This is a genomic window from Streptomyces sp. NPDC059169 (assembly GCF_042755225.1).
GTDB lineage: Bacteria > Actinomycetota > Actinomycetes > Streptomycetales > Streptomycetaceae > Streptomyces.
The window spans coordinates 662,922-679,367 of the sequence record NZ_JBHZCF010000001.1 but is presented as its reverse complement, the minus strand read 5'-3'; the positions used below and the strand labels follow the sequence as shown (position 1 = coordinate 679,367).

Sequence of the window (16,446 nt, the reverse complement as noted above, 5' to 3'; positions counted from 1 at the left end):
GCCTCGTGGAACCGTCGGAAAGCGTCTACCCCTATCCGCAGAAGTGCCCGTTCCAGCAGCCCGAGGAGCTGACCTGGCGCCGCAGGAACGCACCGGTGTCGCAGGTCCGCTTGGCCAACGGATCGCTCGTCTGGCTCGTGACCCGCTACGACGACGTCCGCACCGTGCTCACCGACGCGCGCTTCAGCCGGCGGCACGTTCGTGAAGGGGCGGTGGACGGCCGGCCCCCGGGCGCTCCCGTGCCTCCCGACGGCGCTCCGGTGCCCCCGGGGGCGGCCGTACCCCCGCCGGGCGTACCGGGCCCGCCGGGCGCAGCCGTCCCGCGGCCCCCCGCACCGGGTGCCCGGCCACCGGGAACACCCGGGCCCCAGGGTGCTCCGCGGGGAGCATCGCCCGGCGGGCCGTTCGACTTCGGCATGTCCCTGGCCGATCCCGAGCACCACGCGGCCTGGCGCGGTGCACTCGCCGCCGTCCTCACCCCCCGGCACGCCGAGTCCCTCCGGGAGGAGGTCGGCCGGGCGGTGGAGGAGGTGCTCGACGCACTCGAGAAGGGACCCCGGCCGGTCGACCTCGTCTCCGGCTTCGCCTACCAGGTGCCGGTCCGGGTGCTGTGCGCACTCTTCGATCTGCCCGACGAACTGCACCCCGACTTCCGTACCTGGGCGGAACGCGTCCGGGCGGCGGCCCCCTCCACGGCAGCCTTCGGCGAGGCGATGGGCTCGCTGCTCGGCTGCGCCCGCCGACTCGTCGGCAAGGAGCGCGCCACACCCGGCGAGGGGCTGCTCGGGCTACTGCTCCGCCGGGCGGAACCCGCGTCCGGCCTGTCCGACGACGATCTGCTGTCGACCGTGATGCTGCTCGCCACCGCCGGCTACGAGTCCACCGCCGTGCAGTTCGCCAACGGCCTGCTCGCGCTGTTCCAGCACCCGGACGAACTGGCCCGGCTGCGCGACGACACGGTGACGGCCGGGGCCGCGGTGGAGGAAGTCCTCCGGTACGCCCAGGCGGGCACCGGTTTCGCCGGTACCACGGTCACCACCGAGGAGGTGCGGCTCGGCGAGGTGACCGTCCCGGCCGGGGCGACCGTGTTCATCTCCCTGGACTCGGCCGCCCGGGACGAAGCGCACACCGCACGCCCCGACGTGTTCGACCTCGCCCAGGGTGCCCCGCACCACCACCTGGCGTTCGGCGCGGGAAGCCACTACTGCCTCGGTTCCTCCCTGGCCCGGGTGGAACTGCAGGAGGGGTTCGTCCGGCTGCTGCGGAGGTTCCCCGACCTGAGGCTCGACGGTGATCCGGCGGAGGTGGAGTTCACCGGAAACCTCTTCCACCGCTATCCGCGCGAGCTCCGGGCGGTGTGGTCATGACCGGGGAGGCGCCGCAGCTGTACTGCACCGTGATCCTCTGGGACCTCGGCCGCTCCGGGCAGACGGTCGCCTCCCTGCGGGCCTATCTCCGCGACTACGCCGTCGAGGCGTACGCGAAGACCCCGGGACTCCGGCAGAAGGTGTGGATCTCGTCCACCGGCCCCGAGGGCGAACAGTGGGGCGCCGTGTACCTCTGGGACTCCGAGGAGGCCGCCTACGGGCGGCCACCGGGGGTGTCCAAAGTGGTGGACCTCATCGGCTACCGGCCCACGGAACGCCGCTACTTCAGCGTGGAGGCGGCGACCGAGGGGCTCGGCGGCGTCGCCGGGACACTGACCGGGGTCGGCCTCGCGTACCGGAGCGGACAGCCGGAGCCGCTGACCCGGCCGCAGGAGTTCGTGCCCCCCGGCGCGGACGCGTTCATCCCCGCAGCGCCGGGAGCGGCTCCCCTCGCCACCGGAGCGTTCCCGGCGCCACCGGGAACGGCGCTCCCCGGTCCCGGGACGGCCCCGACACCGGCCGGGGCGGTGCCCCCGGAGCCGGGACCGGTTCCGGATGCGTCCGGTCCTCCCGCCCCCCGGCGACCGCAGGGCCCGGTCAGCTGAGGGAACGTCCGATCCACCCGCGCACCTCGGCGTGGTGGTCGGACCACGCCTCCCACACCTGCGCGCCCCACGAGGTGAGGAGCGTGCGGTACTCCTGGACGTCCGCGGCGTGCGCCACGTCCGCAGCGGACATCCGGGCGTGCAGCGCCTCGGCCGTGGGCCGGGGCTCCAGCGGCCGGAAGCCGCCGTGGGCGACCATGCGGCGGTGCAGCTGCGGCCCGAGGCGAGGGTCGGCGTCGTCCTCCACGAACATGCCCAGTGTCATCAGGCAGATCGACAGCCGTTGCACCGAGCGGTGGTCGCTGCCGCCGGGGTGCTGCACGAAGTAGCTGTCCACCAGCAACTGGTGCAGTGGTTGCCGTTCCGCCTCGTTGTAGGAGGCGGCGAGCAGCTCCATGTAGGGCGCCCGGCACTGCTCGCAGCCGAGGGCCTCGCCTGCGTCCCCGCTCTTCGTCACGTCGTCCTCACTTCCCTTCCGCGAGCACCGCTCGGGCCCAGTCGTCGACCGTCCGGTGCGCGTCGGACCACGCGGTCCACACCGAGGCGGCCCAGCGCCGCGTGGCGTCCGCACGCTGTTCCGGCGCGGCACCGCGGACGTCGAGGACGGTCACCGGACCGAGGTCGGTCGGGGGGACGAGGGCGGGCCAGTCGTCCCGCCCGAGCCGTGGCAGCACCTTCCGGCTGATGGAGTTGACGACCCGGCGCATCCGCTGCTCGGGAACCCCGTGTTCCAGGTGGAGGCAGAGCGAGGTCAGGTGCACGCCGACCGACTGGCGCTGGCGGCGTTCGACCGCCCCGCCGTGCGGGTGCTGGACCGCGTAGGCGTCGGTGGCCAGGCGCAGCACGGCCGGGTCGGTGAGTTCGGCGGTCAGCTCGGAGAACTCCTGCCAGCACCCCGCTGCCCCGGTCATGTAGGGGTGTGCGGGGCCGGCGACGTCCGCCACCCGGGCAGAGCAGCCGGAGCAGCGCACCGGTCGTGGTGAGTCGTGTCCCGCGGTCATCACGTCGTCCGTCCCTGTGTGCGTCCTCGGCCCGCGCGCCCGCCCGGCCCCCCTGGGCCGACTCGTACCGGCCCGAATTCGGACACTACCAGCGGGGCTCGCCCGGGTCCGGTGAGTAATCGGGACGCGAGGGAGCCACGGGGGATCCGCCCGTTGCCGGTCGCCGCCGGGACCACCGCGTACGGTGCCCGGCTGCGTCCAGCGCGCGGGAGTGCCCGGATCCCGGTAGCGTGTGTCCTTTGGACGTGCCGCCCACCGGACGGCCGCGGGCTCCGCGTCACGGTCGCGTGCGGCCTGACGCGGGCCGGGGCTCGCGCGGAACGACACGCCGAGAACCGCTCGACGGGGCACATCGAGGGCGTTCCCGCACGCAGGCATTTGTTTTGACCGGAGAGCATGCGCTAGGTACGCTCAGACCTTGTGCCTGGGGTGTGCCTGGGTTCCCGTGCGTGCCTTCAACCGCACGGCGAGCTCGAATCGGCCACCGCAATCTGCGCCTTTCCGCCTCGTGTGCGAGGGCCCGCAGCTTCGACACACCCGACCGCGTGGGTCGGCGACGTTCCAGGTTAGCTTTACTACACGGCACACAGAAACCGGAGAAGTAGTGCCTACGATCCAGCAGCTGGTCCGCAAGGGCCGGCAGGACAAGGTCGAGAAGAACAAGACGCCCGCACTCGAGGGTTCCCCTCAGCGCCGAGGCGTCTGCACGCGTGTGTTCACGACCACCCCGAAGAAGCCGAACTCGGCCCTCCGTAAGGTCGCGCGTGTGCGTCTGACCTCGGGCATCGAGGTCACGGCCTACATCCCGGGTGAGGGACACAACCTGCAGGAGCACTCCATCGTGCTCGTGCGTGGTGGCCGTGTGAAGGACCTGCCGGGTGTTCGCTACAAGATCATCCGTGGTTCCCTCGACACCCAGGGTGTCAAGAACCGCAAGCAGGCCCGCAGCCGCTACGGCGCCAAGAAGGAGAAGTAAGAATGCCTCGTAAGGGCCCCGCCCCGAAGCGCCCGGTCATCATCGACCCGGTTTACGGTTCTCCTCTGGTGACCTCGCTGATCAACAAGATCCTGCTGAACGGCAAGCGTTCCACCGCCGAGCGCATCGTCTACGGCGCCATGGAAGGCCTCCGCGAGAAGACCGGCAACGACCCGGTCATCACGCTGAAGCGCGCCCTCGAGAACGTCAAGCCGGCGCTCGAGGTCAAGTCCCGCCGTGTCGGTGGCGCAACCTACCAGGTCCCGGTCGAGGTCAAGCCCGGCCGCGCGTCCACGCTGGCCCTGCGCTGGCTCGTGGGCTACTCGCGCGCCCGCCGCGAGAAGACCATGACCGAGCGCCTCATGAACGAGCTGCTGGACGCCTCGAACGGCCTCGGCGCTTCGGTCAAGAAGCGCGAGGACACGCACAAGATGGCCGAGTCCAACAAGGCCTTCGCGCACTACCGCTGGTAGTCGCACCCCACATCGAGAGACCGAGAGAAGACTGAAGCCTTATGGCTACCACTTCGCTTGACCTGGGCAAGGTCCGCAACATCGGGATCATGGCCCACATCGACGCGGGCAAGACGACCACCACCGAGCGCATCCTTTTCTACACCGGTGTTTCGTACAAGATCGGTGAAGTCCACGACGGCGCTGCCACGATGGACTGGATGGAGCAGGAGCAGGAGCGCGGCATCACGATCACGTCCGCCGCGACGACCTGCCACTGGCCGCTCGAGGACGTCGACCACACCATCAACATCATCGACACCCCGGGTCACGTCGACTTCACCGTCGAGGTGGAGCGCTCCCTGCGCGTGCTCGACGGTGCCGTGACGGTGTTCGACGGCGTTGCTGGTGTCGAGCCGCAGTCCGAGACCGTCTGGCGTCAGGCGGACCGCTACGGCGTTCCGCGTATCTGCTTCGTCAACAAGCTCGACCGTACCGGTGCCGAGTTCCACCGCTGCGTGGACATGATCAGCGACCGCCTGGGTGCGCAGCCGATCGTCATGCAGCTCCCGATCGGTGCCGAGGCCGACTTCAAGGGCGTCATCGACCTGGTCCGCATGAAGGCCCTGGTCTGGTCCGCCGAGGCGGCCAAGGGCGAGATGTACGACGTCGTCGACATCCCGGACACCCACACCGAGGCTGCCGAGGAGTACCGCGGCAAGCTGCTCGAGGCCGTGGCCGAGAACGACGAAGAGATCATGGAGCTGTACCTCGAGGGCCAGGAGCCTTCCGAGGAGCAGCTGTACGCCGCGATCCGTCGCATCACCATCGCCTCCGGCAAGGGCAAGGGCACCACGGTCACCCCGGTGTTCTGTGGTACCGCGTTCAAGAACAAGGGCGTTCAGCCCCTGCTCGACGCGGTCGTGCGCTACCTGCCCTCCCCGCTCGACGTCGAGGCCATCGAGGGCCACGACGTCAAGAACGCGGAGGAGGTCGTCACGCGCAAGCCGGCCGACGACGAGCCGCTGGCCGCCCTCGCCTTCAAGATCATGAGCGACCCGCACCTGGGCAAGCTCACCTTCGTCCGGGTCTACTCGGGCCGCCTGGAGTCCGGCACCGCCGTGCTGAACTCCGTCAAGGGCAAGAAGGAGCGCATCGGCAAGATCTACCGCATGCACGCCAACAAGCGTGAGGAGATCGACTCGGTGGGCGCCGGCGACATCGTCGCCGTCATGGGTCTGAAGCAGACCACCACCGGTGAGACGCTGTGCGACGACAAGAGCCCGGTGATCCTGGAGTCCATGGACTTCCCGGCGCCGGTCATCGAGGTCGCGATCGAGCCCAAGTCCAAGGGTGACCAGGAGAAGCTGGGTGTCGCCATCCAGCGTCTCGCGGAGGAGGACCCCTCCTTCCAGGTGCACACCAACGAGGAGACCGGCCAGACCGTCATCGGCGGCATGGGCGAGCTTCACCTCGAGGTGCTCGTCGACCGCATGAAGCGTGAGTTCAGGGTCGAGGCCAACGTCGGCAAGCCGCAGGTCGCGTACCGCGAGACCATTCGCAAGTCGGTCGAGAAGATCGACTACACGCACAAGAAGCAGACCGGTGGTACCGGTCAGTTCGCCAAGGTGCAGATCTCGGTCGAGCCGATCGAGGGTGGCGACGCCGCTTACGAGTTCGTGAACAAGGTCACCGGTGGCCGCATCCCGAAGGAATACATTCCTTCGGTGGACGCCGGCTGCCAGGAGGCGATGTCCTTCGGCATCCTCGCCGGTTACGAGATGACCGGCGTGCGCGTCACGCTCCTCGACGGCGCCTACCACGAGGTCGACTCCTCCGAGCTCGCCTTCAAGATCGCCGGCTCGCAGGCCTTCAAGGAGGCCGCGCGCAAGGCGTCCCCGGTTCTCCTCGAGCCGATGATGGCCGTTGAGGTCACCACGCCCGAGGACTACATGGGCGATGTCATCGGTGACATCAACTCCCGCCGTGGCCAGATCCAGGCCATGGAGGAGCGTGCCGGCGCCCGTGTCGTCAAGGGCCTGGTGCCGCTGTCGGAGATGTTCGGCTACGTCGGCGACCTCCGCAGCAAGACCTCGGGTCGCGCAAGCTACTCGATGCAGTTCGACTCCTACGCCGAGGTTCCGCGGAACGTCGCCGAGGAGATCATCGCGAAGGCCAAGGGCGAGTAACTCACCCGAGTTCACGCTTTAGGCTTGACGCCGTAGCCGTCGGGGCGCGCCCCGCGAACCCGTGAGGCTCGTCCCGGCGGCCGGCACCACCAGCAAAGATCACCCTGGCGCCGATGAGTAAGGCGTACAGAACCACTCCACAGGAGGACCCCAGTGGCGAAGGCGAAGTTCGAGCGGACTAAGCCGCACGTCAACATCGGCACCATCGGTCACATCGACCACGGTAAGACGACCCTTACGGCCGCCATTACCAAGGTGCTGCACGACAAGTACCCGGAGCTGAACGAGGCCTCGGCCTTCGATCAGATCGACAAGGCTCCTGAGGAGCGCCAGCGCGGTATCACCATCTCCATCGCGCACGTCGAGTACCAGACGGAGTCCCGTCACTACGCCCACGTCGACTGCCCGGGTCACGCGGACTACATCAAGAACATGATCACCGGTGCTGCCCAGATGGACGGCGCCATCCTCGTGGTCGCCGCCACCGACGGCCCGATGCCGCAGACCAAGGAGCACGTGCTCCTGGCCCGCCAGGTCGGCGTTCCGTACATCGTCGTCGCCCTGAACAAGGCCGACATGGTGGACGACGAGGAGATCCTGGAGCTCGTCGAGCTCGAGGTGCGCGAGCTCCTCTCCGAGTACGAGTTCCCGGGCGACGACGTTCCGGTCGTCAAGGTCTCGGCGCTCAAGGCGCTCGAGGGCGACAAGGAGTGGGGCGAGTCCGTCCTCAACCTGATGAACGCCGTCGACGAGTCCATCCCGCAGCCGGAGCGCGACGTCGACAAGCCGTTCCTCATGCCGATCGAGGACGTCTTCACCATCACCGGTCGCGGTACGGTCGTCACCGGCCGTATCGAGCGTGGTGTCCTGAAGGTCAACGAGACCGTTGACATCATCGGCATCAAGCAGGAGAAGACCACCACCACGGTCACCGGCATCGAGATGTTCCGCAAGCTGCTCGACGAGGGCCAGGCCGGTGAGAACGTCGGTCTGCTCCTCCGTGGCATCAAGCGCGAGGACGTCGAGCGCGGCCAGGTCATCATCAAGCCGGGCTCGGTCACCCCGCACACCGAGTTCGAGGCGCAGGCCTACATCCTCTCCAAGGACGAGGGTGGCCGCCACACGCCGTTCTTCAACAACTACCGCCCGCAGTTCTACTTCCGTACCACGGACGTGACCGGCGTCGTGACCCTCCCCGAGGGCACCGAGATGGTCATGCCGGGCGACAACACCACCATGACGGTCCAGCTGATCCAGCCGGTCGCCATGGAGGAGGGCCTGAAGTTCGCCATCCGTGAGGGTGGCCGGACCGTCGGCGCCGGCCAGGTCACCAAGATCACCAAGTAAGTTCCGGTGGTTTGACCTGGTAGCTCGCTGAGCTGCAAGGAGGGGCCCGCACGACCGAGTCGTGCGGGCCCCTTCGCCGTGTCCCGGGCAGCGTCCCGTGCTTCACGGACCGCGCGGCCACGCGCGACGGGGAGGGCCGCGTCAAGCGATGCGGCCCTCCCCGTTGCGTCGTCCTATCCCGCCGTTCCCGTCTCCGGGTACCAGATCCACGGCTGGGCGTCGGGACCCATGCCGACCGCCGTGGCGCCGGAACGCCCCATGGTGAGCGTCGGGAAGTACAGTGCGTCCGTCCCCTGATCGAGCGTCACCAGGCGCTTGCCGATGCGGAGTTGGACACGGCCCCGGAGGTCCCTGCCGAGCAGGACAGGGCCGCCGGGCGACATGGCCGCACTGACCGGACCGTAGCCGTCGAACTTCTCCTTGCGCGGGCGGGAGGACGCGCCGCCCACCCGCGCGGCGATCACGGGGACGGCCGTCGCCTTGCGGTAGTACAACTCGATGCCGCTGTCGCCGCTCGGCAGTGCCGCAACCGCGTCACCCGGCACCGGCAGTTCGCCGCTGTGCGGTCGGAAGGTGACCTCTCCGCTGCGGATGTCCTGGGTCCAGTGGTGCACCGTGTCCCGGCCCGCGGCGAAGACGTGCACCCTTCCGGTGCCGTCGACGACCGCCGACAAACCGTCCTGGACCTCCTCGCCCCCGAGGCCCCGCCAGCGGTCCCAGCGCCCGGCGGTGTCGCGCACCCGGGTGCTGATGCCCTTGTCGGCGTTGCGCACGAAGAGATGGACCCTTCCGTCCGCGGCTGTCACCGCGACCGGAACGCCGATGCGCCGACCCCGGTCGTCGTCCCTCTCGGGGTTGCCGAGCCCGCTCCACGGGAGGAAGTCCCCGCCCGGCGCGCGCTGTTCGAGCAGGACCACCTCGCGGCGGTTCCGCCCGCCGTGACCGCCGATGTCCGCGAAGCGCAGCCCGAAGACCAGTTGTCTGCCGTCCTTGAGGGTCGCCGCACCCAGCGCGGGGGCCAGCGGTCCGCCACCCAGGTCGTCCGGGTCGCCCCACAGCCCGCTGCCCCGCTGCGTCTCCTGCCACCGTACGGCCCGCAGCCCCAGCACCCCGTACGCCGTGAGCCGGCCGTCGGCCTCGGTGGCGACCACCGGACGGGCACCCGGGTAGCGGTGGTGCGTGGCGCGCACCCAGCCCTTCTTGTTGGTCAGCGGTCGGGTTCCGCCGACGTTGTAGTCGCCGCAGCCGGACGGGTTGCCGCACTCCCAGTCCGGGGCGGCACCGTACGGCACGAGGTGGGCGGCCTTCTCCTGGAGGACCTTCGCCGGGAGGTTCTTCGGCCAGTGACGGTTGTAGTAGCCGCGGAAGGCCGTGGCGACGAACCCGGGCACCCGCCCGCCGTCCTTGGTGGTCTCCGCCACCCAGCGCACCATCGAGGCCCAGCTGAACGACGCGACGGCGGTGTGGTCGGCGTGGTCCGAGTAGCCGCGCTGCTCGCTGTCCCTCTTGCGGGTCTCCTCGTCGCTGTGCTGGATGTCCGGGTCCGGGTCGAGGGTCTGCACCACGGTCGGCCGGTACCGCTGCATCAGCCCGACGAGCACGTCGACGAGGTCGTCGTAGTCGTACGAACTGGACCTGCGCAGCGGGGAGTCCTTGGCGACGACCGTGCTGAGGGACAGCTCCCGGTCATGCCAGAGACTGGGGAGGGCCATGTAGCGGCGGCTGGTGTGCATCGCCAGGTTGAGGAAGATCAGCTCGACCCTGCGGTTGCCGTTGGTGAGCGTGTTGATCTCGGCTTCGTGGTCGCGGCGCAGCGTGACCACGCCCTTGGACCAGTCGGTGAACCTGTCCAGCCCGAGGAGCGTCGCGTAGGCCTGCCGCAGCCCCTGGTGCCGGGCGGAGGAGTACGCCTCCTTGTCGGCGGGGACCTCGTGCCGTCCGGGTATGTGGTTCTTGCCGTCGTGCTCGCCAGCCGTGACGTACACGCAGACGAGGGGCACCCCGGCGTCCAGCATCCGCTGGGTGTCCGGGTTCATGAAGTACAGGTCGTCGTCGGGGTGGGCCAGGATCTGCATCAGCTGTGCGCGGTGCGTGCTGGCGATCGGCATGCCCGGGGCGGGGTCGGCACCGGCCGTCGGTCTACGGCGGGACGGCACGGAGCAGGCGCCGAGTGCGGTGGCTCCCGCCACGGCGGTCAACGCTGCGACGACGCTGCGGCGGCGGGGACGCGGGCGGTGCCGAAGGGTGCCGTCCCCGTCGGGCGCCCCCTCCCGTCCGGTTCTGGGCATGCCGTGTGCAGCGCTGTCGTTCACGTGGTGTGCTCCGTCCGCTTCCCCCCGCAGCGATCGGGCGTCGACCCACGGCTGCGTACGTTTCCTTCTCTCCAGGTGGCGGACCCCGACCGGGTCCCAGCCGCCTTCCGCGACCGGCTAGACGGAATTCCGCCACGCGGGGTTGCCTGTTCCGCCACCGTCCGCCCTCGCCGGTCGGCGGTGCCGCTCCGCACGATCCGGAGGCCAGCGGCAACGGCGAGCCCCGCCGGGCGATCTGCGGCGACGCTCGACGAGCACCGCCCCCCGCTGCGACGGGCGACGGCGTGACGACGCCTCCCGTGCTCGCACGGGAACGACCGTGCGACGACCATGCGACGACGGTCCGACGACGGTGCGGCGGCCCAGCGTGACGGGCCCCGCGCACGTGGCCGAGCGCGGCGGCCGGCTCGCAGCCCGCCCGGTGCCCGGCGGAGGCGGCTCAGCTCAGGGTGGGCACCTCACCGCACTCTGCCCGGGTGAGCGTGACGCCCGGCAGCCCCTTGAGCCACCGTTCGGCGATCCGCCCCAGACCCGCGCCGTCCGGGGGAGCGGTACCGAGTCCGATCGCGTACCGGGCGGAGCCCGGCCCCGACACGAAGGGGCGCGGCCACGCCTGCACATCCGTGACCCCCGCCTCCTCCAGCGCCGTCAGCAGTGCGCGCACCCGCCCCCGTACCCGGCCCAGGACGAGCTCGAATTCCTCGCCGGGGGAGGAGCGCACGGTCAGCACGGCCCACGCCGCGTGCCTGCGGTGCAGCGGGGGCGGTGCCAGCAACTCGCTCCTGAGGTGCGCCGCGGATCCCGCCGCCGTGTCGAGGACCTCCCAGGCGCGGAGGAGTTCCCGGGTCAGCAGCTCACGGCCGTCCGCGCCGACCTGGTCACTGCACGGGCGCACCGGTGCGGTCGGCGTCATCACCGTGACGGGCAGGCCCGTCGGCGCTTCCCCACCGACCGGGACGCGCCAGTCCCATGCCGCCCAGGTCGCGAAGAACTGCCGGAGCAGTTCCTCTGGCGGTACGTCGCCGGCGTCCCGGACCGTCCGTGCCGCCAGCAGGGACCAGGCCAGACCCGGCAGTCCGCCGAACGGCGCCGCATCAAGACCGCGGGACTTGGCCCACGCCTTGACCTCCCGGGCCAGACGCACGAACCCCTCCCGGTGCGCGCCGGCCAGGTCCAGCACGGCATCGGCGTCGCTGACGGCGCTCAGGGCAACCGCTGCCGACTCGCCCAACTCGCCGCGCCGGGCGACGGCCTCGGCCGGGGCGAGGGCGCCGCTCGCGACCGCGACGAGGTCCACGTCCACGCCGCCGACGTGCAGTCTGAGCCCCGGTACCCGGGCACCGACGACTTCACGGACGGCCGTGGCGCCGTCCAGGGCAGCAGTCACCCGCGTCCGTACCCTCGCCATGTCGACCGAGCGGCCGGGCACCACCACCACGAGGTCCAGATCCGCGCCGGGCAGCGCACAACCCATGCGTCGCGAGCCGACCATGTGCACCGCCGCGTCGGTGAGCGCTCCGGACACCCGCCGGGCGACGTCCCGGGCGTGGGCGTCCTCGTGCGCGGTCGGCTCACCGGCACCCGTGGGGCCCCTCAGTTCGCCCCGGTCCTCGGTGCCGGCGGCCGGTACACCGGCATTCCCCGGGGACGAAGCGGCTCCGAGACCGCCGCCCAGGGCCCCCGGTGCGTGCCGGCCCTCCTCCGCGCCCAAGCTGTCTCCGGCCTCGGGCACCCAGCGCACCTCACCCGTCCCGAGCGCCACCGTGGCCCGTACCCGCATCGGCTCGTCCCCCCGCCGCGACAGCAGGGCGAGCTCACCGACCTCGGCCTCCAACGGGCCGCCCAGCCGAGCCGCGCACTCCGCCTCGACGGCGTGCGGGTGCCGGGTCCGCCCAAGGCTCAGGTGCGGGGTGAAACCCCCGCGGTGCCCGCGGCAGCGCGGGAAGCGCTGCTCCAGGGCCCGCCGCAGCCCGGCCCACGGCGCCTCGCCCGCCGCGGCGGGATCGAGCCACACCGTCGCGTCGTCCCGGTGACCGAAGCTGTGGACGCCCTCCAGCGTCGCGGTGAAGGGGGCGGTCCCGTCGACCGCCGCGGCGACCAGCACGGCCGCCTCCTCGAAGTCCGACTCCGGTACGAAGCCGAACAGCACGTTCACGTGCGGTGGCCAGCGGTGGACCTGCGGGTCGTGGTCGCGGCGGACGTCCTGCAGCGGCGGCCACAGCTCGGCGGGCGGGAGCCAGGCCAGTGCCGTGCGGGCCGTCGGCCGGGAGTCGAGGACCCCCGGCGGACCTTCGCCGCCCAGGCTCAGGTCCGCCTCTACGCCGTAGTGGTCGGAGACGAACAGCCCGTCCACCGGGGTGTCGCCGGTCAGCGCCACGCCTTCCGCCCGCAGCGGCCCCCCTGAGCGCAGGAGCACCCGGTCGAGCCGGGACGCCCGGCCGGACAGCGAGGACACGGCGGCCAGCGGATTTGCGCCCGGGTCGAAGGTCGGTGCCGCGTCGTCGGGCCCGCGCACCTCGATCCAGGCGTCCACCATGCCGAGCGTCGTCTGCGGCAGGTCGCCGCCGTCGTTGAAGTCGCCCAGCAGGACGAGCGCGCCCTGCACGCCCGCCAGACCCTCGGCGAGCCGCACCAGTTCGGCCTCCCGCCGCTCCGCTCCGTCCTCGGAGTGGTCGCTGGTCAGATGTGTCGAGGCCACGACGAGCGGTCCGGAGGCGGTCTCCACGGCGACGGCCGCGACGGCCTTGTGCGGGCCCAGCGAGTGGAGGCCCGCCTCGCGCACCGGCAACCTGCTGAGCAGCAGCAGCCCGCAGTCGTCGACGTCCTTGCCGCGCGGGTCGGTGCCGAGCGTGTACTCCTCCCGCACCCACGGTGCTTCCAGCAGCAACGAGAGCAGACCCGCCTCGACCTCCTGCAGAGCGATGACGTCCGCGTCGGCGTCGTGCAGCGCCGACAGCAGCAGCGGACGGCGCCTGGCGGTGTCGATGCGGTCGCCGTCGTAGCGGTCCCAGAGGGTGTTCCAGGTCAGTACGCGCAGACCGGCTGAAGCCGCCGTACCCCGCGGCTGCTCCGCCGGGGCCCAGCGGGCACTCGCCGCGTCCCAGACGTGCGGCGTCCGTGCCGAGAAGAAGGCCCCCCGTAGCCGCCTCGGGTCCCGCACCCGCCCCGCGCGGGACGCGTCGATCCTGTCCACACCTGCCGAGCGGTCCCAGACCACCTCGCCGTCCGCTTCGAAGAACAGCACCCGGTGCCACGGGATCTCGCCGCCCGGGTCGAAGGCATCCAACGGCATCCGCTTGGGCCCGGCACCCCGCTGGTGGATCCCCATCACGAAGCGGGCGGGGTCGAAGCGCGGGTCCCAGCGGACCCGGTGGTAGATCTCCTCGCTGGTACGCACTGCTTACGCCTCCTCCTCCACGGTCCCGCGCGCCCCGACGTACCAGGTGCGGTGGGCCTGGCCCGGGTACGGGGGGACGAACCGGCGCAGCTGCGCGGCCAGCACCTCCGGCGGCACGGGGTGGGCCCGGCCGGCGTTGCGCCGCACCAGGACGTCCCCGTCGACCAGCACCGCCGCGTGCGTGACCAGGGCGTCGCGGCGGTGCGCGATCGCGTGCACCAGGGAACGCTGGTGCGGGTTCAGGGACGTGGCGTCCCACACCACCGTGCCACCACCGGCCAGGGCGTTGTCCAGCCGGTCGAGTCCGGTCCGGAGCACGTCGGCATTGGCGCGCTGGTCGGCCCGTGCCCCGCGCTCCTCGCGCGGCTGGTCGAGGGAGACACACGCGTCGACCCCGGCCAGACCGCGGGCGAAGGTACTCTTCCCGCTGCCCGACGGGCCCACCAGGTGGACCAGCCGCGGGTAGTCGCCGGCCCGCCACCTCCAGGTCGCCGCGACCGCTTCGTCGGCGGTCCGGATCCGTCCCTGCACGAACGCCTCGCGTGCCTCGCCCAGGCAGCGGGCGGCCGCGGCGGGCGCGAGGTCCTGGAACACCCCGTCCCACGAGGGGAGGGGATCTGCTTCCTCGGCGTGCAAAGCGGACCAGTCCACCTGCTCCCTCGCCGTGGCGTCAGGGGCGACGGCCCCGGCGACGGCGTGCAGCACGCCGAGGTGCACGGCGTACGACATCCGCACGAGGCCGCCCCTCCGCTCCTCGTCGGGGTACGGGAGGTGGAGCCGGCCGTGGAGCCCGACGAGATCGGCGACCCGCCGGGCGAGCGGGAGACCGAGCGGCGCGGCCAGTCTCCCGGCCAGTGCCGCTCGGTGGCTGTCGTGCAGCAGGGCGGCCAGCACACCGGCGAGCCGCGTGTCGCCCGTCAACCCCAGCACGTCGAGACGGGCGGCCGCGTCGCCGGCGGCCGCCGCCGCGGGACCGGACGGGCCCGGTGACCACGGCAGGTGTGGCGTGCGCGGATAGTGCGTGCGCATGGTGGCGGGCCCCCGGTGACGGTTTCGTGCCCGGCAACAGTAGGAGCGTGCTGACGGGCGGATCCATCCAATAAGGCCGGAGGTCCTGTCTGTTGCGTGTTCTTACGCCTCGCGGAAGACGTCCTCTGCGGATTCGGCAGCCGGTGCGCGCAGGAGCCACCGGTGCAGGGAATCGAGGTCGTGGCAGCTGGTGATGCGTTGGCGGGTCTCGTCCGGGACGTCGATGCCCTGCTGGGTCAGGAGGATCAGGATGCTCTCGGCGATGCCTTCGACGCGGCCTTCTTCGCGGCCTTCTTCGCGGCCCTCTTCCCGGAGTTCCTGGGAGAGGGGTGACGTGTAGAAAGAGAGGTCCACGGCCACCAGTTTCCTCCACAGTTCAGCGGCTGGGTGCTTGCCCATGCCTTGGGCGATGAGTTCGATGACGGGGTCGGCGATGTCGCGCGGGGTGTCCCGTAGGACGGTCGACACCGACTTCAGTATGGCCCCGATGTCCGGGTCCGAGACGTGGGTGATGGCGGCCAGCGTGGCGAGCCCGAGATCCTTGCGCGCCTCGGCCGGATCGGTGATCACGGGCATGTTGTGCGGTCCCGCGACGAGGGGGCGCAGGGTGAGTGCGGCCCACTGGGGCGGTCCGATGTGGACGGGGCTCCCCGCCCATTCGGCAGTGCCACGGTCCTGGCAGACCACCAGCAGCACGGGCGGCAGCCGGTACTTCGTGTGCAAGTACGAGAGGTAATAGGCCCAGCTGGCGGGCTTGTCCGGATCCTTCCTTCCCTGGGCCTCGACGGCGAGGAGTAAGGACTCGCCGTCCTCCGTGTCGAGCTTCAGCAGCGTGTCGACCCGTCGTTCGAGCGGGCGGGCCTCGGTCAGGTCCGTGGGGAGCACGGTGACCGAGAAGGGAGGGTTGAAGGCGAGGCCCAGCACTTCGGAGACGCGGGAGAAGAGTTCCGGGTGGTCCTGGAAGATGCGGTGCATCGCTTCGTGGGGTGGGCTGACCATGAGGGTCCCTGTGGTCGCGGTGAGGAATGGGGTCGAGGCATCGAACTGCGACACGGGAACTGCCCGTGGCACATGCCCATGGCGTTACTCGTCAGTGAGACTAGGTGCCCAACGCGAGCCGTTCAGTGGCCAATTGGCGATGTTCACCCGCAGGTGTGAGGGACTTTCTGCGGGCGGTGACGGACTCGGGCGACTACCTGGATGACAAAAGCGGGATCCGCAGGACGGGAGAAGGAGCCCAGACCTACGCCGTCCGCAGCACTGCGCCTCGTTGCCGTGGTGGCGGGCTTGAGCAGCCTCCGGACACTCGTCCGCCCCGCCGCCCTGTTGCCCGAGGGGTCGCCGGGGTTCCGGCGGCTGCGCCACCATCCGCCCGCCGTCATCGGGTAGGCCTGGGTGATGGACACCCAGCGCGCGGCGCCCAGCCCCAGCGGGCACCTGGTCGATCTGCATCTGCGCCGCCTGCCGTTGGGCGGCCTCGGACTTCAGTCGTTCCCGCTCGTCCCGGGGCATGGGCGTACGTCCTCGCTTCCCCGTCCGGCTCGGTGTGCGGCCGGCAGTACTCCATGATCACGACCCGTTCGGACCGGCGGCCGGTCCCTGCCTATGCGTCAGATCACAACTGCGGGGGTGGGCTTGGGGACGGCAGGGGAGGGGGCGCGGGCCACGCCGGGGTCCGGCCAGGTCTCCGCGGTCTCCGCAGGTGGCTGCTGTCGATGCGGGGGCGGTCCCGCTCGTGCCGACGGGCGCGGCCGGCGTGTTCGGTGGGCCG

At 71.2% G+C, this 16,446-nt stretch carries 11 protein-coding genes and 1 pseudogene; 6 read left to right on the top strand and 6 right to left on the bottom strand.

Annotated features, from left to right (window positions below; genetic code table 11):
• The first annotated feature begins 5 nt into the window (after positions 1–5).
• Positions 6–1,367, top strand: coding sequence for a cytochrome P450 (locus ACFXOM_RS03050; protein WP_384935274.1), 1,362 nt, complete (start codon positions 6–8; stop codon positions 1,365–1,367).
• Positions 1,364–1,972: a hypothetical protein gene (locus tag ACFXOM_RS03045; RefSeq protein ID WP_385036799.1), complete on the top strand. Its 609-nt coding sequence runs from the start codon at positions 1,364–1,366 to the stop codon at positions 1,970–1,972. The genes ACFXOM_RS03050 and ACFXOM_RS03045 overlap by 4 nt, the downstream gene beginning before the upstream one ends.
• Here ACFXOM_RS03045 and ACFXOM_RS03040 read toward each other — a convergent pair.
• Complete coding sequence (locus tag ACFXOM_RS03040; protein WP_384935279.1) at positions 1,965–2,429, bottom strand: DUF5946 family protein; 465 nt, start codon at positions 2,427–2,429, stop codon at positions 1,965–1,967. The two genes, ACFXOM_RS03045 and ACFXOM_RS03040, sit on opposite strands and share 8 nt — an antisense overlap.
• 7 nt (positions 2,430–2,436) lie before the next feature.
• Positions 2,437–2,973, bottom strand: coding sequence for a DUF5946 family protein (locus ACFXOM_RS03035; protein WP_384935281.1), 537 nt, complete (start codon positions 2,971–2,973; stop codon positions 2,437–2,439).
• A gap of 604 nt (positions 2,974–3,577) precedes the next feature.
• Here ACFXOM_RS03035 and rpsL point away from each other — a divergent pair.
• From rpsL to tuf, 4 genes are all read left to right on the top strand, one after another.
• On the top strand, positions 3,578–3,949 hold the full coding sequence (gene rpsL, locus ACFXOM_RS03030; protein WP_003948652.1) for a 30S ribosomal protein S12: 372 nt from the start codon (positions 3,578–3,580) through the stop codon (positions 3,947–3,949).
• A gap of 2 nt (positions 3,950–3,951) precedes the next feature.
• The gene (gene rpsG / locus ACFXOM_RS03025) at positions 3,952–4,422 is read left to right on the top strand and encodes a 30S ribosomal protein S7 (RefSeq protein ID WP_100108597.1); all 471 of its coding nucleotides are present in this window, start codon (positions 3,952–3,954) and stop codon (positions 4,420–4,422) included.
• A gap of 41 nt (positions 4,423–4,463) precedes the next feature.
• The gene (fusA, locus tag ACFXOM_RS03020) at positions 4,464–6,590 is read left to right on the top strand and encodes an elongation factor G (protein ID WP_384935285.1); all 2,127 of its coding nucleotides are present in this window, start codon (positions 4,464–4,466) and stop codon (positions 6,588–6,590) included.
• 153 nt (positions 6,591–6,743) lie between these two features.
• Complete coding sequence (gene tuf / locus ACFXOM_RS03015; RefSeq protein ID WP_384935288.1) at positions 6,744–7,937, top strand: elongation factor Tu; 1,194 nt, start codon at positions 6,744–6,746, stop codon at positions 7,935–7,937.
• 173 nt (positions 7,938–8,110) lie between these two features.
• On the opposite strand, the gene ACFXOM_RS03010 is transcribed toward tuf, so the two are convergent.
• The 4 genes and pseudogenes from ACFXOM_RS03010 to ACFXOM_RS02995 form a co-directional block, all read right to left on the bottom strand.
• A complete protein-coding gene (locus ACFXOM_RS03010; protein ID WP_384935415.1) occupies positions 8,111–10,225 on the bottom strand; it encodes a PIG-L family deacetylase in 2,115 nt (704 codons plus the stop codon).
• 463 nt (positions 10,226–10,688) lie between these two features.
• On the bottom strand, positions 10,689–13,646 hold the full coding sequence (locus ACFXOM_RS03005; RefSeq protein WP_385036797.1) for a poly(A) polymerase: 2,958 nt from the start codon (positions 13,644–13,646) through the stop codon (positions 10,689–10,691).
• Positions 13,647–13,649: 3 nt separating this feature from the next.
• Positions 13,650–14,627 (bottom strand): annotated as a pseudogene (locus ACFXOM_RS03000) (AAA family ATPase); the annotation flags it as partial.
• Positions 14,628–14,777: 150 nt separating this feature from the next.
• Positions 14,778–15,674 carry a hypothetical protein gene (locus tag ACFXOM_RS02995; protein WP_384935291.1) on the bottom strand — a complete coding sequence of 299 codons (897 nt, stop codon included), beginning with the start codon at positions 15,672–15,674 and terminating at the stop codon, positions 14,778–14,780.
• Between the last annotated feature and the right edge of the window lie 772 nt (positions 15,675–16,446).